We start from the raw sequence: 17,176 nt of genomic DNA on the forward strand, positions 1-17,176 counted from the left end.
CAGTATGCATTATATCCAGCAGCCCCAAACCATTGAGGCCAACAGTTTCACCATTATTAGCGACATTATTCGCGAAACGCGTCCTGATTACCGTTTCGCCAGTCCGCTCCATGAGGCCATTATCAAGCGGGTTATTCATACCACCGCCGATTTCGACTGGCTGGACATTTTGTGGTTCTCTGCCGATGCGCTGGAGCAGCTTTGTAATGCGTTACGCCATCCGTGCATTATTTATACCGATACCACGATGGCGCTGTCCGGCATTAATAAAAGATTACTGGCGACGTTTGGCGGCGAGTGTCGCTGTTATATCAGCGATCCGCGCGTGGTGCGCGCCGCACAAACGCAGGGGATTACCCGTTCAATGGCCGCCGTCGATATCGCTATCGCCGAGGAGGAGAAAAACAAGCTCTTTGTTTTCGGTAATGCGCCGACGGCCCTGTTCCGTTTGCTTGAACATAACGTGACGGTGAGCGGCGTGGTGGGCGTACCGGTAGGCTTTGTCGGCGCGGCGGAGTCCAAAGAGGCGCTCACCCATAGCCATTTCCCCGCGGTTGCCGCGTTAGGGCGTAAAGGCGGCAGTAACGTGGCTGCCGCTATCGTCAATGCGTTGCTCTATCACCTCCGGGAGGCCTGATGAGCGAGCTTTCTTTTGACGCGCCGGTCTGGCGCCACGGTAAAGCGTTACGTAAAGGATATACCACCGGTTCCTGCGCGACGGCGGCGGCAAAAGTCGCCGCGCTGATGGTATTACGTCAACATCTGATTCATCAGGTCTCCATCGTCACGCCGTCGGGCGTCACGCTATGCCTGAACGTGGAGTCGCCGCACATTGAAGGCCAGCAGGCGATAGCCGCAATTCGTAAAGATGGCGGCGATGACGTGGATGCCACGCACGGAATGCTGATTTTTGCCCGCGTTACGCTCAACGACAGCGGTGAGATTACGCTCACTGGCGGCGAAGGTATTGGTACGGTAACGCGTAAAGGGATTGGACTGCCGCTCGGGAGCGCCGCCATCAATCGTACGCCGCGCCATACCATTGAGTCAGCGGTGCGCGAAGCGATAGGCCCGGCGCGTGGGGCCGATGTGGAGATTTTTGCCCCGGAAGGCGAAGCGCGGGCGCAAAAAACGTATAACTCGCGGCTTGGCATTCTTGGCGGCATTTCCATTATTGGCACTACCGGCATTGTGACGCCGATGTCGGAAGAAAGCTGGAAACGCTCGCTATCGCTGGAGCTGGAGATCAAACGGGCGTCAGGATTAACGCGGGTGATACTCGTGCCGGGCAACCACGGCGAACGGTTTGTTCGCGAACAAATGGGCGTCGACACACAGGCAGTCGTCACCATGAGCAATTTTGTCGGCTACATGATTGAAGAGGCGGTACGGCTGGGATTTTGCCAGATAGTGCTGGTGGGTCATCCTGGAAAATTGATCAAAATCGCCGCCGGGATCTTTCATACCCATAGCCATATTGCCGATGCGCGCATGGAAACGCTGGTCGCGCATTTAGCTTTACTGGGCGCGCCGCTGGAGTTACTCACCCTGGTCGGCGATTGCGATACCACCGAAGCGGCAATGGAGCACATTGAAGCATATGGCTTCGGGCATATCTATAACCATCTTGCCAGGCGTATTTGTTTGCGAGTCATGCAGATGCTGCGTTTTACCAAAACGCCGCCTGTCTGCGACGCCATCCTGTTTTCTTTTGATAACCATATTCTCGGCAGTAATCGTCCCGTCGACGAGATTGCTAAGGAGCTGCAATGTTAACGGTCGTGGGAATGGGGCCCGCTGGACGGCATTTGATGACGCCTGCGGCGCTGGAAGCGATAGACCACGCCGATGCGCTGGCAGGCGGTAAACGCCATTTGGCGCAGTTTCCGGCGTTTGGCGGCGAACGATTTACGCTGGGCGCGGATATTGGCGCGTTGTTGTCATGGATTGCCGCCCGTCGGGATAAAGGGATCGTGGTGCTGGCCTCCGGCGATCCGCTGTTTTATGGCATCGGTACACGCCTGGTGGCGCATTTTGGTATCGAACAGGTTCGTATTATCCCTGGCATCAGCGCCGTACAGTATCTGTGCGCACAGGCTGGAATTGATATGAATGACATGTGGTTGACCAGTAGCCACGGTCGTTGCGTCAGCTTCGAGCAGTTGGCGAACCATCGCAAAGTGGCGATGGTCACGGATGCCCGCTGCGGGCCGCGGGAAATCGCGCGGGAGCTGGTCGCGCGCGGTAAAGGGCATCGCTTAATGGTGATTGGTGAAAATCTGGCGATGGAAAATGAGCGGATCCACTGGCTACCCGTCAGTGCGGTCAACGCCGACTATGAAATGAATGCAGTGGTGATCCTGGATGAAAGATGAGCTTTTTCTGCGCGGCGAGAACGTGCCAATGACCAAAGAGGCGGTACGGGCGCTGGCACTGTCGAAACTTGAGCTCCACCGCGCCAGTCACCTGATTGACGTCGGGGCGGGAACGGGAAGCGTCTCAATTGAAGCGGCGCTGCAATTTCCTTCGTTGCAGGTGACGGCTATCGAGCGTAATCCTGCCGCGCTACGGCTGCTTGATGAGAATCGTCAGCGCTTTGCCTGCGGCAATATCGATATTCTCCCCGGCGAAGCGCCAATGACCATAACCGGGAAAGCCGATGCGGTGTTTATGGGCGGCAGCTGCGGGCATCTGACGGCGCTGATTGACTGGGCGATGGGCCATCTGCATCCCGGTGGCCGTCTGGTGATGACCTTTATCTTGCAGGAAAACCTTCATAGCGCGCTGGCGCATCTTGCCCACATCGGCGCATGTCGAATGGACTGTGTACAGCTTCAGCTTTCATCGTTAACGCCGCTGGGGGCGGGACACTATTTCAAACCGAACAACCCTGTTTTTGTTATCGCCTGTCAGAAGGAAGAAAACCATGTCAGAGACATTTGATCCACGCTGTGTATGGTTCGTCGGCGCCGGGCCGGGCGATCGCGAGCTGATCACGCTTAAAGGCTACCGCCTGCTGCAACAGGCGCAGGTAGTTATCTATGCCGGTTCGCTGATCAATACCGAACTGCTGGATTACTGCCCCGCGCAGGCAGAACGCTACGACAGCGCCGAACTGCATCTTGAGCAGATTATCGAGCTGATGGCTGCGGGCGTGAAAGCGGGAAAAACGGTGGTGCGGTTGCAAACGGGCGATGTCTCGCTGTACGGCTCCGTACGTGAGCAAGGCGAAGAGTTAACTCGCCGTGGTATCGACTGGCAGGTAGTGCCTGGCGTCAGCGCGTTTCTCGGTGCTGCGGCGGAGCTGGGTGTGGAATATACCGTACCGGAGGTATCGCAGAGTCTCATTATTACCCGTCTGGAAGGGCGTACGCCAGTACCGGCGCGCGAACAACTGGAGGCTTTCGCCAGTCACCAGACGTCGATGGCGATTTATCTTTCCGTTCAGCGTATTCATCGGGTGTCGGAACGTCTCATTGCCGGCGGTTATCCGGCAACTACGCCTGTCGCGGTCATCTATAAGGCTACCTGGCCGGAAAGTCAGACCGTTCGCGGCACGTTAGCGGATATTAGCGACAAAGTACGTGATGCTGGCATCCGTAAGACGGCGCTAATCCTGGTCGGGAATTTTCTGGGTAAGGAGTATCACTACTCAAGACTTTATGCAGCGGACTTTAGCCATGAATACCGTAAAGCCTGAATCCATTGCGTTGTTTTGCCTGACGCCCGGCGGCGTGGCGCTGGCAAAGAGACTCGCCGCGATGCTGCCGTTAACCTGCTTTACCAGTGAAAAACTGCGGGAAGAGGGATTTATTCCCTTCGATGGCGGATTCGCTAATACCGCCCGGCAGGCTTTTACCACTTATACCGCGCTTATTTTTATTGGCGCGACCGGCATTGCCGTTCGTGTCCTGGCGCCGTTAGTGAACGACAAGTTCAGCGATCCGGCGGTGGTCGTCATTGATGAACGAGGTCAGCATGTCATTAGCCTGCTTTCCGGTCATGCGGGCGGGGCCAATGCCTTGACGCGCTACCTGGCAGGAATGTTAGGCGCCGATCCGGTGATTACCACGGCAACGGATGTCAATGAGATGTCCGCGTTGGACACCTTAGCTTTCCAGCTTAACGCCCGCATGTCCGATCTTCGAACGGCGGTAAAAACCGTTAACCAGATGTTGGTCAGTCATCAACGTGTAGGGTTATGGTGGGATGCCGAACTAACGGAAGAGATCGGCCAGTGTGATATTCGCGGTTTTATCCCTGTTGATGATTTGCAGCGGCTGCCTGAACTGGATGCGCTTATCTGCGTCTCTTTGCGTAATGACCTCCCTGAGCTTCCCGTACCGCACTGGAAACTGGTGCCCCAGCGTGTGGTGGCGGGAATTGGCTGTCGCCGCGATACGCCATTTCCCCTGTTAGCGACATTACTGGCGCGCCAGCTTGAAGCGCAGAAACTCGATCCGCTGGCGTTAAAAGCGATTGGCAGCGTCACGCTCAAAAAAGGGGAGCCGGGGCTTATTCAGCTCGCCTCCTGCTGCCGCGTGCCTTTTAAAACCTTTACCGCCGAAGCGTTGCGCGAATTCGAACACCATTTTCCCGGTTCTGGCTTCGTCAGAAAAACGGTGGGCGTTGGCAGCGTATCCGGCCCGGCTGCGTGGTTATTAAGCCAGGGACAATTGTTAGGCGAGACCCTGCGAGAACAGGGCGTCACTATTACTTTAGGAGTTGCACACTGATGTTGAGCGTAATTGGTATTGGCCCCGGTTCGCAGGCAATGATGACGATGGAGGCGATTGAGGCGCTTCAGGCGGCGGAAATCGTTGTGGGCTACAAAACCTATACCCATCTGGTTAAAGCATTCACCGGCGACAAACAGGTGATCAAGACCGGCATGTGTAAGGAAATTGAACGCTGCCAGGCGGCTATTGAACTGGCGCAGGCCGGGCATAACGTAGCGCTCATCAGCAGCGGCGACGCCGGTATTTACGGCATGGCGGGTCTGGTGCTGGAACTGGTCGGCAAGCAAAAACTGGACGTCGAGGTGCGGCTCATTCCTGGCATGACCGCCAGCATCGCCGCCGCCTCGCTGCTGGGCGCGCCGCTGATGCATGACTTCTGCCATATCAGCCTCAGCGACCTGCTGACCCCGTGGCCGGTGATTGAAAAACGCATCGTTGCCGCCGGAGAGGCAGACTTTGTTATCTGTTTTTACAACCCGCGCAGCCGCGGGCGCGAAGGGCATCTGGCGCGCGCGTTTGACCTGCTTGCCGCCAGTAAAAGCGCGCAAACGCCGGTTGGCGTGGTGAAATCCGCCGGACGTAAGAAAGAGGAAAAATGGCTGACTACGCTCGGCGATATGGATTTTGAACCGGTAGATATGACCAGTCTGGTCATCGTTGGTAATAAAACGACCTATGTTCAGGATGGGCTGATGGTAACGCCGCGAGGTTACACGCTGTGAATGAGGGGGAAGTGCTGGTGGTGGGCGGCACCAGCGATGCGCGCGCGTTATGCCGACAACTGGATGCGGCGAACGTCGCGTACACCTTATCTGTTGCGACGCCAGCCGGAAAAGCGCTGGCTGGCGACATTAAAGGACAGGTGCGCTGTGGTCGTCTGGAATACGGGCAGATGGTCGCCTGGCTAAAAGAAAACCGTACTCGCTGGGTAATAGATGCATCGCATCCTTATGCAGAAATGGTTAGCCATAACCTCCTTCGCGCCTGTGAAACGGCGGGCGTGTTGTTAAGTCGTTATCAGCGTCCGGAGCAGCTTAGCAATCTGACGCATCCGCTTCTCTATACGGCGCGCAGTATTGCCGATGCCTGCGAGATAGCGAGGCGTTTTGGTCCGCGCGTGTTACTGACGACCGGCAGTAAAGATCTGGCCGTCTGGCGTGCCGGGCTGGCGGAAAAAACGTTGCTGGCGCGCGTACTGCCCGTGGCGGAGGTGATTCAACGCTGCAGCGAACTGGGGTTCGGCGTTGGAGAAATTTTCGCTCTGTGTGGGCCGTTCAGCGCTGATTTTAACGCCGCGTTTTACCACCAGTGCCGGGCCGACGTGGTCATTACCAAAGCGTCCGGCGCGGAGGGGGGATATCAGGAAAAAGTTCAGCCCTGTCTGGATGCGGGCATTCCCTGCATCGTTATTGCGCGCCCGACGCCGCTTGTGACGGGTGATGAGTTACTGGAAAGCCAGGCCGCCTTTGCGCAGCGTTTATCGCGCTGGCTGGCCGCAGCTAAGGAGTAAAAATGAAAAAAGCGCTTCTGGTAGTCAGTTTTGGCACCAGCTATCACGACACCTGTGAAAAAAACATTGTGGCGTGCGAACGTGATCTGGCGGCGTCCTGTCCCGATCGCGACCTGTTTCGCGCCTTCACTTCCGGAATGATCATTCGCAAGCTTCGCCAGCGTGACGGTATCGACATCGATACGCCATTACAGGCTTTGCAAAAGCTTGCCGCACAGGGATATCAGGACGTGGCGATTCAGTCGTTGCACATTATTAACGGCGACGAATATGAAAAAATTGTCCGTGAAGTACAACTCTTGCGTCCGTTATTCACTCGCCTGACGCTGGGCGTGCCGCTGCTGAGCAGCCATAACGATTATGTGCAGCTAATGCAGGCGTTGCGACAACAGATGCCATCGCTCAGACAAACGGAGAAAGTCGTTTTTATGGGCCACGGCGCCAGCCATCACGCATTCGCAGCTTATGCCTGTCTCGATCATATGATGACCGCGCAGCGCTTCCCGGCGCGCGTCGGCGCCGTAGAAAGCTACCCGGAGGTCGACATTCTGATCGACAGCCTGCGTGACGAAGGCGTCACCGGCGTACATTTGATGCCATTAATGCTGGTGGCGGGCGATCACGCCATTAATGATATGGCTTCAGACGACGGCGACTCATGGAAAATGCGCTTTAACGCGGCGGGCATTCCGGCGACGCCGTGGCTGAGCGGGCTGGGAGAAAACCCGGCTATCCGGGCGATGTTTGTCGCGCATTTGCACCAGGCGCTGAACATGGCGGTAGAGGAGGCGGCATGAACGGTAAATTATACGCATTAAGCACCGGGCCAGGCGCGCCCGACCTGATAACCGTCCGCGCAGCGCGGATTCTTGGCTCGCTGGACATTCTGTATGCGCCCGCCGGTCGTAAGGGGGGCGATAGTCTGGCGCTGTCGATTGTGCGCGACTATCTCGGCGAGCAGACGGAAGTACGTTGTTGCCATTTCCCTATGAGCGCTGACGGCGCCGAGAAAGAAGCGGTCTGGAACGAGGTTGCCGCCGCGCTTACCGCAGAGGTGGAAGCAGGTAAACAGGTCGGTTTTATTACCCTGGGCGATGCGATGCTATTCAGTACCTGGATTTTTTTACTCCAGCGAATCGGCTGCCCGGAGTGGCTGGAGATTGTCCCCGGCGTCACGTCCTTCGCCGCGATAGCCGCCCGCGCGAAAATGCCGCTCGCCATAGAACGGCAATCGCTGGCGGTTATTTCTTGTACCGCGCCGGAAGCGGAAATAGCCCAGGCGCTACAACAGCATGATAGCCTGGTGTTGATGAAAGTGTATGGCCGGTTCGCCCGTATTAAAGCTTTGCTGGCGCAGGCTGGCCTGCTGGAATGCGCCTTAATGATGTCCGAGGCCACACTGCCCGGCGAGCAGTGCTGGCGCCATCTCCACGAGGTCAACGATGATCGACCGTTGCCCTATTTTTCGACCATTCTGGTCAATAAACAGTGGGAGTATGCAGAATGAAACTTGAACAGCAGCTTCGACAGTTGTCTTTCAGTGGACTGGCTGCAGCGCTATTGCTGATGGTTGTCCCGCAACAGGCGTTTGCGATGCATATCATGGAGGGCTTTTTACCGCCAGTGTGGGCGCTGGCCTGGTGGTTACTGTTTTTACCCTGCTTGTGGTATGGGCTGGTGCGCTTACGGCGTATTGTGCAGGAGGATAATCATCAGAAGGTACTGCTGGCGCTGTGCGGCGCGTTTATTTTTGTCCTGTCCGCGCTCAAAATTCCGTCGGTAACGGGGAGTTGTTCACATCCGACCGGCGTTGGTCTGGCGGTTATCTTGTTCGGGCCCGGGGTGGTGGCGATTCTCGGCGCGGTTGTGCTGTTGTTTCAGGCGCTATTGCTGGCGCACGGCGGCCTGACGACGCTTGGCGCAAATGGAATGTCGATGGCGGTGATTGGCCCGGTTGTCGGTTATCTGGTGTGGAAAATGGCCTGCCGTGCCGGACTGCGCCGTGATGTCGCCGTTTTTCTGTGCGCGATGCTGGCGGATTTGGCGACCTATTTTGTGACTTCAGTCCAGCTTGGCGTTGCGTTTCCCGATCCCCATGCCGGAGCGACAGGGTCTGTTGTGAAGTTTATGGGGATTTTCTGCCTCACACAGATTCCTGTCGCCATTGCCGAAGGTTTATTAACCGTCATGATTTATGACCAGTTAACCAAACGGCAAGTGATTACCGTACAAGGACATTAAAATGAAAAAAACGTTGATGTTGTTAGCGATGGTGGTGGCGCTGGTGATTCTGCCGTTTTTTATTAACCATGGCGGTGAATATGGCGGTTCAGACGGCGAAGCGGAAAGCCAGATTCAGGCTATTGCGCCGCAGTATAAACCCTGGTTTCAGCCGTTATATGAACCTGCCAGCGGTGAAATTGAAAGCCTGCTGTTTACCCTTCAGGGCTCTCTTGGCGCGGCGGTGATTTTTTATATCCTGGGGTATTGCAAAGGTAAACAACGCCGTGATGACCGGGCTTGATCGACTCAGCTATCAAAGCCGCTGGGCACACGTTGCGCCGCAGCGCAAGTTTTTGCTGTGGCTGGCGATGATGATACTGGCGTTTGTTCTGCCGCCTGTAGGGCAGGGCATTGAGCTGCTGATCATTGCCGGATTGAGCTGTTGGCTATTGCGCATATCCCTCTGGCGCTGGTGTCGATGGATGGCGATACCTTTTGGATTTTTGTTGGTCGGCGTGATAACGATTATCTTCAGCATCAGCCGCGAGCCGCAAATGCTGCTGGCTGGCATCTCTGTCGGGCCGTACTGGATCGGGATTACCCGTGCGGGCGTGGTTACGGCGAATGAAACGTTCTGGCGTAGCCTGACGGCGCTGTCCGCGACGTTGTGGCTGGTGATGAACCTACCGTTTCCGCAGTTAATTAGCTTGCTTAAGCGCGCGCATATTCCACGCCTGCTTACCGAGCAAATCCTGTTAACGTGGCGCTTTCTCTTTATTCTTCTGGATGAGGCGGTGGCAATTCGTCGCGCGCAAACGCTGCGTTTTGGTTATTGCAGCCTGCCGAACGGCTATCGATCTCTGGCAATGCTGGCTGGACTCCTGTTTACGCGGGTGTTAATGCGTTATCAGCAAATGACTACCACGCTGGATATCAAACTGTATCAGGGTGATTTTCACCTGTAAGGACTATTATGCTTGCCACTTCAGACCTGTGGTTTCGTTATCAGGATGAGCCGGTACTTAAAGGGTTAAATCTGGATTTTTCGCTCTCGCCTGTTACCGGTTTGGTGGGTGCCAACGGCTGTGGGAAGTCTACGCTTTTTATGAACCTGAGCGGCCTGTTGCGTCCGCAAAAAGGGGCCGTGTTGTGGCAGGGAAAACCGCTGGATTACAGCAAGCGCGGACTACTGGCGCTGCGCCAGCAAGTTGCGACGGTTTTTCAGGACCCTGAACAGCAGATTTTTTATACTGATATCGATAGCGACATTGCGTTTAGTTTACGTAATTTGGGGGTGCCGGAGGCGGAAATCACGCGCCGCGTCGACGAGGCGCTAACGCTGGTTGACGCCCAACATTTTCGCCATCAGCCCATTCAGTGTTTGAGTCATGGGCAAAAAAAACGTGTGGCTATCGCCGGAGCGCTGGTGCTACAGGCGCGCTATCTATTGCTGGATGAACCCACTGCTGGTCTCGATCCCGCAGGGCGCACTCAGATGATTGCTATCATCAGGCGGATTGTGGCGCAGGGAAATCATGTCATTATCTCCAGCCATGATATCGATCTTATTTATGAAATTAGCGATGCCGTATACGTATTACGCCAGGGCCAGATCCTGACGCATGGCGCGCCTGGCGAGGTTTTCGCGTGTACGGAAGCGATGGAACAAGCGGGGCTAACCCAGCCCTGGCTGGTCAAACTTCATACTCAACTGGGACTGCCGCTGTGTAAAACAGAAACGGAGTTTTTTCATCGAATGCAAAAGTGCGTATTCAGGGAGGCGTCATGACGCAGGCAGTTATGTTGCAGGGGACGGCATCCGACGTCGGCAAAAGTGTGCTGGCGGCGGGTTTATGCCGCATTTTTTATCAGGATGGTCTGCGTACCGCGCCGTTTAAATCGCAAAATATGGCGCTTAATTCTGGTATTACGCCGGATGGTAAAGAGATGGGGCGGGCGCAAATTTTTCAGGCGGAAGCCGCGGGGATCACGCCAGATGTGCGTATGAATCCGGTGCTGCTCAAACCGACCAGCGATCGCCAGGCGCAGGTCGTGCTGATGGGGAAAGTGGCGACCAATATGGATGCGGTGAGTTACCATGACTATAAACCGCGTTTGCGTGAGCAAATCCTTGCGGTCTATAACAGCCTGGCGCAGGAATATGACGTTATTGTGCTGGAAGGCGCCGGAAGCCCGGCGGAAATCAATCTGCGCGATCGCGATATCGTCAATATGGGAATGGCGGAAATGGCCCAGTGTCCGGTTATTCTGGTGGCGGATATCGACCGGGGCGGCGTATTCGCCGCTATTTATGGCACGCTGGCGCTGCTGCATAAACAGGAGCGTGACAGAGTAAAGGGCGTCATTATCAACAAATTCCGCGGCGACGTGGCGCTACTCTATTCCGGTATCGAACAAATCGAATCGCTTACCGGCGTCCCGGTCCTGGGAGTGATGCCATGGCTGGATGTGGATCTGGAAGATGAAGATGGCGTCGCGCTGCAAAACGATAAATATCGCGGTAACGCCCCCCGTGATATCACTATTGCCATTGTGCAACTGCCACATATTTCTAACTTTACGGATTTTAACGCTCTGGCGGCGCAGCCGGATGTGCGCATACGCTATATTCGCCGCCCGGAAGCGTTGGCAGACGTTGATTTGGTGATCCTGCCGGGCAGTAAGAATACGCTGAGCGACCTCGCCTGGCTGCGCGAAAGCGGGATGGCGGATGCGGTATTGCAGACACATCGGCAGGGCGTGCCGGTGATGGGGATTTGCGGCGGCTACCAGATGCTGGGCGACACCATTGTGGATGAGGTGGAGTCGGAGCTGGGTACGCAGCCGGGCCTGGGGCTGCTTAATACAATCACTCGCTTTGCACAGGATAAAACCACGACGCAGGTTAACGCGACAATGTCAGGCGAGCTGCCCGGCTGGCTGGCTGCCGCGGCGGGGCTACCGGTACGCGGTTATGAAATTCACATGGGGGAAACGGTGCTACAGGAAGGATGCTGTACGGCCATGACGTTACAGAAAAATGGATGCTCTGTGGCGGATGGCGCGGTCACCGCCGATGGACTGGCGTTTGGCACTTACCTTCACGGCCTGTTTGACAGCGATGCGTTTACCCGTGCGGTGGTCAATGGGTTACGGGCGCGAAAAGGACTTACGCCGTGGGAAACGACTTTTTGTTATGCGGAGCATAAAGCGCGGCAATTTGATCTGCTGGCGGAAGCGATGCGGCAACATATTGATATTGATAAAATTTATACCATCATGCAACAACATCAGGAGCCGGTATGATGATTCTGGTGACGGGCGGGGCGCGTAGTGGTAAAAGCCGTCATGCTGAAACCTTAATTGGCGATGCGCCGCAGGTACTGTATATCGCCACCTCGCAGATTCTTGATGACGAGATGGCGGCGAGAATTCAGCATCATAAAGATGGCAGGCCGGCACACTGGCGGACCGCAGAATGCTGGCGGCATCTTGATACGTTGATTACCGCGGATCTTGCCCCTGACGACGCGATTTTGCTGGAATGTATTACCACCATGGTGACGAATCTGCTGTTTGCGCTGGGAGGCGAGAACGATCCCGAACAGTGGGATTACGCGGCGATGGAGCGCGCCATTGACGATGAAATTCAGATTTTAATTGCAGCCTGCCAGCGCTGCCCGGCGAAAGTGGTACTGGTGACAAATGAGGTGGGAATGGGGATCGTCCCGGAAAACCGTCTGGCGCGCCATTTTCGTGATATTGCCGGTCGGGTCAACCAACGACTGGCGGCAGCGGCGGATGAGGTCTGGCTGGTAGTCTCAGGTATTGGAGTCAAAATTAAATGAGTAAGCTGTTTTGGGCCATGCTCGCTTTTATTAGCCGCTTGCCCGTGCCGTCACGCTGGTCGCAGGGACTGGATTTCGAGCAGTATTCGCGTGGGATCGTGATGTTTCCCTTTATCGGGTTGATTCTGGGGGGCGTAAGCGGCCTGATTTTCATCCTCCTGCAATCCTGGTGCGGTATTCCGCTAGCGGCGTTGTTCTGTATTCTGGCGCTGGCGCTGCTGACCGGTGGTTTTCACCTGGATGGGTTGGCCGATACCTGCGATGGCATTTTTTCCGCGCGCCGTCGTGAGCGAATGCTGGAGATTATGCGCGATAGTCGTCTGGGAACCCATGGCGGGCTGGCGCTTATTTTTGTGCTACTGGCAAAAATTCTGGTGGTCAGCGAACTGGCGTTACGTGGAACGCCAATGTTGGCGGCGTTGGCGGCGGCCTGTGCGGCCGGACGCGGCAGCGCCGTTTTATTGATGTACCGTCATCGCTACGCCCGTGAAGAGGGGCTTGGCAATGTATTTATCGGTAAAGTCAGCGGACGGCAAACCTGCATTACTCTGGGATTGGCGGTAATCGTCGCCACGGTATTACTGCCTGGTATGCAAGGACTGGCCGCAATGGTGGTCACATGCGCGGCGATTTTCATCCTTGGCCAGTTGCTTAAACGTACGCTTGGCGGTCAAACCGGCGATACGCTGGGCGCGGCGATCGAACTTGGCGAACTGATCTTTCTGCTGGCTCTGTTATGAGCCGATTATTACGGACGAGACATCTTATGCAGACACTACACGCTTTACTCCGTGACATTCCTGCGCCGGACGCCGAGGCGATGGCGCGTGCGCAGCAACATATTGACGGCCTGCTCAAACCGCCGGGCAGCCTGGGCAGACTGGAAACCTTAGCCGTTCAGCTCGCGGGAATGCCGGGTCTTAACGGTACGCCGCAGGTGGGTGAAAAGGCGGTGCTGGTGATGTGCGCCGACCATGGCGTCTGGGATGAAGGCGTAGCGGTTTCGCCCAAAATCGTGACGGCGATTCAGGCGGCGAATATGACGCGGGGAACAACCGGCGTATGCGTGCTTGCCGCTCAGGCCGGTGCGAAGGTGCATGTCATTGATGTCGGTATTGATGCCGAACCTATTCCTGGCGTAGTTGATATGCGCGTCGCGCGCGGCTGCGGAAATATTGCCGTTGGCCCGGCGATGAGTCGCTCGCAGGCTGAAGCGCTTTTGCTGGAGGTTTCCCGCTACACCTGCGGCCTGGCGCAACGCGGCGTGACCTTATTTGGCGTAGGGGAGCTGGGAATGGCGAACACCACGCCAGCCGCCGCGATGGTCAGCGTTTTTACAGGAAGTGATGCAAAAGAGGTGGTGGGGATTGGCGCGAATCTTCCGCCTTCCCGCATCGATAATAAAGTGGACGTCGTGCGGCGGGCGATTGCGATTAATCAGCCCAATCCGCGCGATGGCATTGATGTGTTGTCGAAGGTGGGTGGTTTCGATCTGGTCGGGATGACCGGCGTGATGCTTGGTGCGGCAAGGTGTGGCTTACCCGTATTGCTGGATGGCTTTCTTTCCTACTCGGCAGCGCTGGCGGCCTGTCAGATTGCGCCTGCGGTGAGACCTTATCTGATCCCGTCGCACTTTTCGGCGGAAAAGGGTGCCCGCATCGCGCTCGCGCATTTGTCTATGGAACCCTATTTGCATATGGCGATGCGGTTAGGTGAAGGAAGCGGCGCGGCGCTGGCGATGCCGATCGTGGAAGCCGCGTGCGCCATGTTCCACAACATGGGGGAGTTGGCGGCCAGTAATATTGTCCTGCCGGAGGGGAACGCAAACGCAACATAACCCGGGCGCACAACACCAGCCATGTGAGAAAAAAGCTATACTTAACGCACACCTGCCGCGACAAAGGAAGGGATATAATGCGTCGTATCACACCTTTTTTTCCGTTTTTCGTCTTGTTGGTAAGCCATTTCTCGCTGGCTATAAGCTATCCGTTGCCGCCCGAAGGCAGTCGTCTGGTAGGACAGCCTGTCACAATCGCCGTACCGCAGAACAATACTCAGCCCTTAGAGTCATTTGCCGCCCGCTACGGTCAGGGGCTGAGTAATATGCTTGAAGCGAATCCCGGCGTGGATGTGTTTTTACCTCAGTCTGGTTCCACACTGGTGGTGCCGCAGCAGTTGATTCTGCCTGACACCGTTCGTGAAGGTATTGTGGTAAACGTCGCCGAGATGCGCCTTTATTATTATCCCGCAGGCACGAATACGGTTGAGGTGCTACCTATTGGTATTGGTCAGGCTGGCCGTGAAACGCCGCGCAACTGGGTAACTGCGGTTGAACGCAAACAAGATGGCCCGGTTTGGGTGCCAACGGCTAATACGCGTCGGGAATATGCTAAAGAGGGAAAAACGCTGCCCGCGATGGTGCCTGCGGGGCCGGATAACCCTATGGGGCTATACGCAATATATATCGGCAGGTTATATGCCATCCATGGCACTAACGCTAACTTTGGCATTGGCCTTCGCGTCAGTCAGGGCTGTATCCGTTTACGCAATGACGATATTAAATATTTATTCGACCATGTTCCTGTAGGAACCCGCGTTCAGATTATCGACAGGCCCGTTAAATTTTCGGTAGAGCCGGATGGCAGTCGTTGGCTGGAGGTACACGAACCGCTTTCTCGCAACCGTGCTGAATTTGAGTCAGACAAAAAAGTTCCATTGCCCGTTACGCCAGTGCTGCGCACGTTTATCAAAGGGGATGACGTTGATACTTCGCGGGTTAATGAGGTGCTGGAGCGCCGTTCCGGAATGCCGGTCAACATTAGCGCGGGCAGGCCTGGCCTTTAAATATCCTGTCGCATTGCTGGTTTTCATGGGCTGGAGTATCTGTATTAGTAGTGAGTGTCATGGCAGGGGCTTCATTTTCTCAACGAACCGCTAGCCCTCCGATTAAGCTCAAAGTCATAAATCTTTTCTCCGGCATCGCCGGAGGTTTTTCATATGCGTCTGCAAGGCTCTCTTATCCACCGCGCCGAGTATTCTTTTCGGTCGAAATGATATTTGAGATACCAGAGGCATGAACCGCCCGGACTGACAAGCAGATACAGACCGTGAGAAGCGGTCAGTTTAAAGGGAGTTGGTGAAGGTTTAGTAGCGCGGATTTTACTGTCAGTAAGGGGCATGTGGTGATCACTCCTTTATCTAACTGAAATGACCCCAAATCAGACCACCAATTTGTCCCGATGCGGAGAGATAAATCAATATGCACTGAGACAGTTTTCTACGCTAACTCTCTGAATCAAAATACTATTAAGACATGCTGAGATGCCTGAAAACAGGAATTTGGCTCCTCTGACTGGGTGCGTTTTTTATCTCATTGAATAATAAAATATTTATTTTCTAAATTCAAAATAAGGCCCTTATAAAAGCCCCGATCGTAATGATGCACTAAGAATGTGATTTTTATCACATTTTAAAAGTGGGATTATTTCCCCCCATCTTGCCATTTCCACTAGATATTATTAACGGATACTTGAATTAATTCGATTATTCAATAATGATTGAAATATTGAATCATAGAGGGCCGCCCCACATTATGAACAAACAAACTGCCACAACCATCTTTGAATCCCTCTCCTCCAGTGTACGTCTGGACGTATATCGCCTACTGATAAAAATGGGTACCGAGGGCATGGTTGCCGGGGAGATCGCTTCAACGCTGGATATCCCGCCGACTAACTTATCGTTTCATTTAAAGGCGCTGACGCAAGCCGGGATGCTGACGGTAGAACAGGAAGGTCGTTACCAGCGTTATCGTGCCAACATCCCACTGATGCTGGATTTAATCGGCTGGCTGACCGAGGAGTGCTGCTCAGGCCACCCGGAACAATGCGCGGATTTTCGTTCGGCTTCTTCCTGCTCAGAAGCCGTTTTACCCCCACTCAACACCACGAAAAAGAGTAAATCATGAACGTACTTTTTCTCTGTACCGGCAACTCCTGCCGTTCCGTGCTGGCCGAAGCCACGTTTAACCATCTGGCTCCAGCCGGATGGCGCGCCATGAGCGCAGGCAGTCACCCGGCGGGTTACGTACATCCCCGAGCACTGGCGTTGTTGGCGCGGGAAGGTATTTCAACAGAAGGTTATTTCAGCAAATCGTGGGATGGCCTGCCGCAGACGTCGGATATTGTCGTGACAGTCTGTTCAAACGCTGCCGGAGAAACCTGTCCGGCCTGGCTCGGTAACGTGATGCGTACCCATTGGGGCGTTGACGATCCGGCTCATGCTACCGGTAGCGATGCCGAAATCGATGCGGCTTTTGTCACTGCTTACCAGACATTACGTGCGCGTATTGAAGCCTTTCTGGCGCTACCGCTGAATGAATTGCTGCACGATCGCGCTCGTCTGAAAGTCGAACTGGATCGTATTGGCGAAATTTTTTAACGACCTGTATTTCAATAATTGATGGAGAGTCAAATGAAGACGATTCAGATTTTCGATCCCGCTTTATGCTGTTCTTCCGGTGTCTGTGGCCCGGAAACCGATCCGGCGCTGGTAGCGTTCGCCGCTGATTTTGAGTGGGCCAGAACGCAGGGCGTCAATATTGAGCGTTTCAATCTGGCACAGCAACCATTGCTCTTCGCACAGAACGAAATCGTTAAAGGCTTTCTGGCCCGTTCCGGCAAAGAGGCGCTACCGCTGATTCTGGTGGATGGTGAAGTCGCACTGGCTGGTCGTTACCCTCGCAGAGAGGAACTGGCGCGCTGGATGGGGCTTACCGTCTATTCGAGTTTTACGCCAGCGACTTCCTCCTGTTGCGGTGGCGATAAGTGCTGCTGATGGACTGATTTCCCGCTTTA

The 17,176-nt window shown here is 55.2% G+C and carries 23 protein-coding genes; 22 read left to right on the forward strand and 1 reads right to left on the reverse strand.

Annotation, left to right across the window (positions count from 1 at the left end):
* The first annotated feature begins 4 nt into the window (after positions 1-4).
* The 19 genes from K8W53_RS09010 to ldtA all read left to right on the forward strand — a co-directional run bounded on the left by K8W53_RS09010 (position 5) and on the right by ldtA (position 15,164).
* Positions 5-637, forward strand: a complete 633-nt coding sequence (locus K8W53_RS09010; protein WP_023224777.1) for a cobalt-precorrin-8 methylmutase — start codon at positions 5-7, stop codon at positions 635-637.
* On the forward strand, positions 637-1,776 hold the full coding sequence (gene cbiD, locus K8W53_RS09015; protein ID WP_023224776.1) for a cobalt-precorrin-5B (C(1))-methyltransferase CbiD: 1,140 nt from the start codon (positions 637-639) through the stop codon (positions 1,774-1,776). The genes K8W53_RS09010 and cbiD overlap by 1 nt, the downstream gene beginning before the upstream one ends.
* Entirely contained in the window at positions 1,770-2,375 is a 606-nt protein-coding gene (locus K8W53_RS09020) for a cobalt-precorrin-7 (C(5))-methyltransferase (protein ID WP_000958833.1), read from the forward strand. Before cbiD ends, K8W53_RS09020 begins: the two co-directional genes overlap by 7 nt.
* Positions 2,365-2,943: a decarboxylating cobalt-precorrin-6B (C(15))-methyltransferase gene (locus K8W53_RS09025; protein ID WP_023224775.1), complete on the forward strand. Its 579-nt coding sequence runs from the start codon at positions 2,365-2,367 to the stop codon at positions 2,941-2,943. The genes K8W53_RS09020 and K8W53_RS09025 overlap by 11 nt, the downstream gene beginning before the upstream one ends.
* Positions 2,927-3,700 carry a cobalt-precorrin-4 methyltransferase gene (locus tag K8W53_RS09030; RefSeq protein ID WP_023219321.1) on the forward strand — a complete coding sequence of 258 codons (774 nt, stop codon included), beginning with the start codon at positions 2,927-2,929 and terminating at the stop codon, positions 3,698-3,700. The genes K8W53_RS09025 and K8W53_RS09030 overlap by 17 nt, the downstream gene beginning before the upstream one ends.
* Entirely contained in the window at positions 3,681-4,736 is a 1,056-nt protein-coding gene (cbiG, locus tag K8W53_RS09035) for a cobalt-precorrin 5A hydrolase (protein WP_001098914.1), read from the forward strand. Before K8W53_RS09030 ends, cbiG begins: the two co-directional genes overlap by 20 nt.
* Complete coding sequence (locus K8W53_RS09040; RefSeq protein WP_023224774.1) at positions 4,736-5,461, forward strand: precorrin-3B C(17)-methyltransferase; 726 nt, start codon at positions 4,736-4,738, stop codon at positions 5,459-5,461. Before cbiG ends, K8W53_RS09040 begins: the two co-directional genes overlap by 1 nt.
* The gene (locus tag K8W53_RS09045) at positions 5,458-6,249 is read left to right on the forward strand and encodes a cobalt-precorrin-6A reductase (protein WP_001001983.1); all 792 of its coding nucleotides are present in this window, start codon (positions 5,458-5,460) and stop codon (positions 6,247-6,249) included. The genes K8W53_RS09040 and K8W53_RS09045 overlap by 4 nt, the downstream gene beginning before the upstream one ends.
* A 2-nt stretch (positions 6,250-6,251) precedes the next feature.
* Positions 6,252-7,046, forward strand: a complete 795-nt coding sequence (gene cbiK / locus K8W53_RS09050; RefSeq protein ID WP_000709784.1) for a sirohydrochlorin cobaltochelatase — start codon at positions 6,252-6,254, stop codon at positions 7,044-7,046.
* Positions 7,043-7,756 (forward strand): cobalt-factor II C(20)-methyltransferase, encoded by a 714-nt coding sequence (locus K8W53_RS09055; RefSeq protein ID WP_001013552.1) that lies wholly within the window; start codon positions 7,043-7,045, stop codon positions 7,754-7,756. The genes cbiK and K8W53_RS09055 overlap by 4 nt, the downstream gene beginning before the upstream one ends.
* Positions 7,753-8,490 carry a cobalt ECF transporter S component CbiM gene (gene cbiM, locus K8W53_RS09060; RefSeq protein WP_000764336.1) on the forward strand — a complete coding sequence of 246 codons (738 nt, stop codon included), beginning with the start codon at positions 7,753-7,755 and terminating at the stop codon, positions 8,488-8,490. The genes K8W53_RS09055 and cbiM overlap by 4 nt, the downstream gene beginning before the upstream one ends.
* 1 nt (position 8,491) lies before the next feature.
* A complete protein-coding gene (locus K8W53_RS09065) occupies positions 8,492-8,773 on the forward strand; it encodes an energy-coupling factor ABC transporter substrate-binding protein (RefSeq protein WP_000753212.1) in 282 nt (93 codons plus the stop codon).
* Positions 8,760-9,437: an energy-coupling factor ABC transporter transmembrane protein gene (locus tag K8W53_RS09070; RefSeq protein ID WP_000147137.1), complete on the forward strand. Its 678-nt coding sequence runs from the start codon at positions 8,760-8,762 to the stop codon at positions 9,435-9,437. Before K8W53_RS09065 ends, K8W53_RS09070 begins: the two co-directional genes overlap by 14 nt.
* Positions 9,438-9,445: 8 nt before the next feature.
* Positions 9,446-10,261, forward strand: coding sequence for an energy-coupling factor ABC transporter ATP-binding protein (locus tag K8W53_RS09075; protein ID WP_001808107.1), 816 nt, complete (start codon positions 9,446-9,448; stop codon positions 10,259-10,261).
* A complete protein-coding gene (locus K8W53_RS09080) occupies positions 10,258-11,778 on the forward strand; it encodes a cobyric acid synthase (protein WP_023224569.1) in 1,521 nt (506 codons plus the stop codon). Before K8W53_RS09075 ends, K8W53_RS09080 begins: the two co-directional genes overlap by 4 nt.
* Positions 11,775-12,320, forward strand: coding sequence for a bifunctional adenosylcobinamide kinase/adenosylcobinamide-phosphate guanylyltransferase (cobU, locus tag K8W53_RS09085; protein ID WP_000973193.1), 546 nt, complete (start codon positions 11,775-11,777; stop codon positions 12,318-12,320). Before K8W53_RS09080 ends, cobU begins: the two co-directional genes overlap by 4 nt.
* The gene (gene cobS / locus K8W53_RS09090; protein ID WP_023224568.1) at positions 12,317-13,060 is read left to right on the forward strand and encodes an adenosylcobinamide-GDP ribazoletransferase; all 744 of its coding nucleotides are present in this window, start codon (positions 12,317-12,319) and stop codon (positions 13,058-13,060) included. The genes cobU and cobS overlap by 4 nt, the downstream gene beginning before the upstream one ends.
* A gap of 26 nt (positions 13,061-13,086) precedes the next feature.
* Positions 13,087-14,157, forward strand: coding sequence for a nicotinate-nucleotide--dimethylbenzimidazole phosphoribosyltransferase (gene cobT, locus K8W53_RS09095; protein ID WP_023224567.1), 1,071 nt, complete (start codon positions 13,087-13,089; stop codon positions 14,155-14,157).
* Between the two features lie 77 nt (positions 14,158-14,234).
* Positions 14,235-15,164, forward strand: coding sequence for a L,D-transpeptidase (ldtA, locus tag K8W53_RS09100; protein WP_001252816.1), 930 nt, complete (start codon positions 14,235-14,237; stop codon positions 15,162-15,164).
* 149 nt (positions 15,165-15,313) lie between these two features.
* Here ldtA and K8W53_RS23970 read toward each other — a convergent pair whose 3' ends face one another.
* On the reverse strand, positions 15,314-15,499 hold the full coding sequence (locus K8W53_RS23970) for an Arm DNA-binding domain-containing protein (RefSeq protein ID WP_001624696.1): 186 nt from the start codon (positions 15,497-15,499) through the stop codon (positions 15,314-15,316).
* A gap of 413 nt (positions 15,500-15,912) precedes the next feature.
* Here K8W53_RS23970 and K8W53_RS09105 point away from each other — a divergent pair, with 413 nt between their 5' ends.
* The 3 genes from K8W53_RS09105 to arsD are packed head-to-tail and all read left to right on the forward strand — an operon-like array spanning position 15,913 to position 17,156.
* The gene (locus K8W53_RS09105; protein ID WP_023223825.1) at positions 15,913-16,287 is read left to right on the forward strand and encodes an ArsR/SmtB family transcription factor; all 375 of its coding nucleotides are present in this window, start codon (positions 15,913-15,915) and stop codon (positions 16,285-16,287) included.
* Positions 16,284-16,760 carry an arsenate reductase ArsC gene (locus tag K8W53_RS09110; protein WP_023223824.1) on the forward strand — a complete coding sequence of 159 codons (477 nt, stop codon included), beginning with the start codon at positions 16,284-16,286 and terminating at the stop codon, positions 16,758-16,760. The genes K8W53_RS09105 and K8W53_RS09110 overlap by 4 nt, the downstream gene beginning before the upstream one ends.
* 33 nt (positions 16,761-16,793) lie before the next feature.
* Positions 16,794-17,156, forward strand: coding sequence for an arsenite efflux transporter metallochaperone ArsD (arsD, locus tag K8W53_RS09115; RefSeq protein ID WP_000849418.1), 363 nt, complete (start codon positions 16,794-16,796; stop codon positions 17,154-17,156).
* Positions 17,157-17,176 lie beyond the last annotated feature (20 nt).

Source organism: Salmonella sp. A29-2, from assembly GCF_020150755.1.
Classification (GTDB): Bacteria; Pseudomonadota; Gammaproteobacteria; order Enterobacterales; family Enterobacteriaceae; genus Salmonella; species Salmonella enterica.

Excerpts from the sequence above, each read along its gene's own strand:
- K8W53_RS09040 (WP_023224774.1), top strand. The coding sequence starts at position 4,736 with ATGTTGAGCGTAATTGGTATTGGCCCCGGTTCGCAGGCAATGATGACG.
- K8W53_RS23970 (WP_001624696.1), bottom strand. The coding sequence starts at position 15,499 with ATGCCCCTTACTGACAGTAAAATCCGCGCTACTAAACCTTCACCAACT.
- K8W53_RS09055 (WP_001013552.1), top strand. The coding sequence starts at position 7,043 with ATGAACGGTAAATTATACGCATTAAGCACCGGGCCAGGCGCGCCCGAC.
- cobU (WP_000973193.1), top strand. The coding sequence starts at position 11,775 with ATGATGATTCTGGTGACGGGCGGGGCGCGTAGTGGTAAAAGCCGTCAT.
- K8W53_RS09020 (WP_000958833.1), top strand. The coding sequence starts at position 1,770 with ATGTTAACGGTCGTGGGAATGGGGCCCGCTGGACGGCATTTGATGACG.
- cbiD (WP_023224776.1), top strand. The coding sequence starts at position 637 with ATGAGCGAGCTTTCTTTTGACGCGCCGGTCTGGCGCCACGGTAAAGCG.
- K8W53_RS09065 (WP_000753212.1), top strand. The coding sequence starts at position 8,492 with ATGAAAAAAACGTTGATGTTGTTAGCGATGGTGGTGGCGCTGGTGATT.
- K8W53_RS09025 (WP_023224775.1), top strand. The coding sequence starts at position 2,365 with ATGAAAGATGAGCTTTTTCTGCGCGGCGAGAACGTGCCAATGACCAAA.
- K8W53_RS09080 (WP_023224569.1), top strand. The coding sequence starts at position 10,258 with ATGACGCAGGCAGTTATGTTGCAGGGGACGGCATCCGACGTCGGCAAA.
- K8W53_RS09110 (WP_023223824.1), top strand. The coding sequence starts at position 16,284 with ATGAACGTACTTTTTCTCTGTACCGGCAACTCCTGCCGTTCCGTGCTG.
- cbiG (WP_001098914.1), top strand. The coding sequence starts at position 3,681 with ATGAATACCGTAAAGCCTGAATCCATTGCGTTGTTTTGCCTGACGCCC.
- K8W53_RS09075 (WP_001808107.1), top strand. The coding sequence starts at position 9,446 with ATGCTTGCCACTTCAGACCTGTGGTTTCGTTATCAGGATGAGCCGGTA.
- arsD (WP_000849418.1), top strand. The coding sequence starts at position 16,794 with ATGAAGACGATTCAGATTTTCGATCCCGCTTTATGCTGTTCTTCCGGT.
- cbiM (WP_000764336.1), top strand. The coding sequence starts at position 7,753 with ATGAAACTTGAACAGCAGCTTCGACAGTTGTCTTTCAGTGGACTGGCT.
- ldtA (WP_001252816.1), top strand. The coding sequence starts at position 14,235 with ATGCGTCGTATCACACCTTTTTTTCCGTTTTTCGTCTTGTTGGTAAGC.
- cobT (WP_023224567.1), top strand. The coding sequence starts at position 13,087 with ATGCAGACACTACACGCTTTACTCCGTGACATTCCTGCGCCGGACGCC.
- cbiK (WP_000709784.1), top strand. The coding sequence starts at position 6,252 with ATGAAAAAAGCGCTTCTGGTAGTCAGTTTTGGCACCAGCTATCACGAC.
- K8W53_RS09105 (WP_023223825.1), top strand. The coding sequence starts at position 15,913 with ATGAACAAACAAACTGCCACAACCATCTTTGAATCCCTCTCCTCCAGT.
- K8W53_RS09070 (WP_000147137.1), top strand. The coding sequence starts at position 8,760 with ATGACCGGGCTTGATCGACTCAGCTATCAAAGCCGCTGGGCACACGTT.
- K8W53_RS09030 (WP_023219321.1), top strand. The coding sequence starts at position 2,927 with ATGTCAGAGACATTTGATCCACGCTGTGTATGGTTCGTCGGCGCCGGG.
- cobS (WP_023224568.1), top strand. The coding sequence starts at position 12,317 with ATGAGTAAGCTGTTTTGGGCCATGCTCGCTTTTATTAGCCGCTTGCCC.
- K8W53_RS09010 (WP_023224777.1), top strand. The coding sequence starts at position 5 with ATGCATTATATCCAGCAGCCCCAAACCATTGAGGCCAACAGTTTCACC.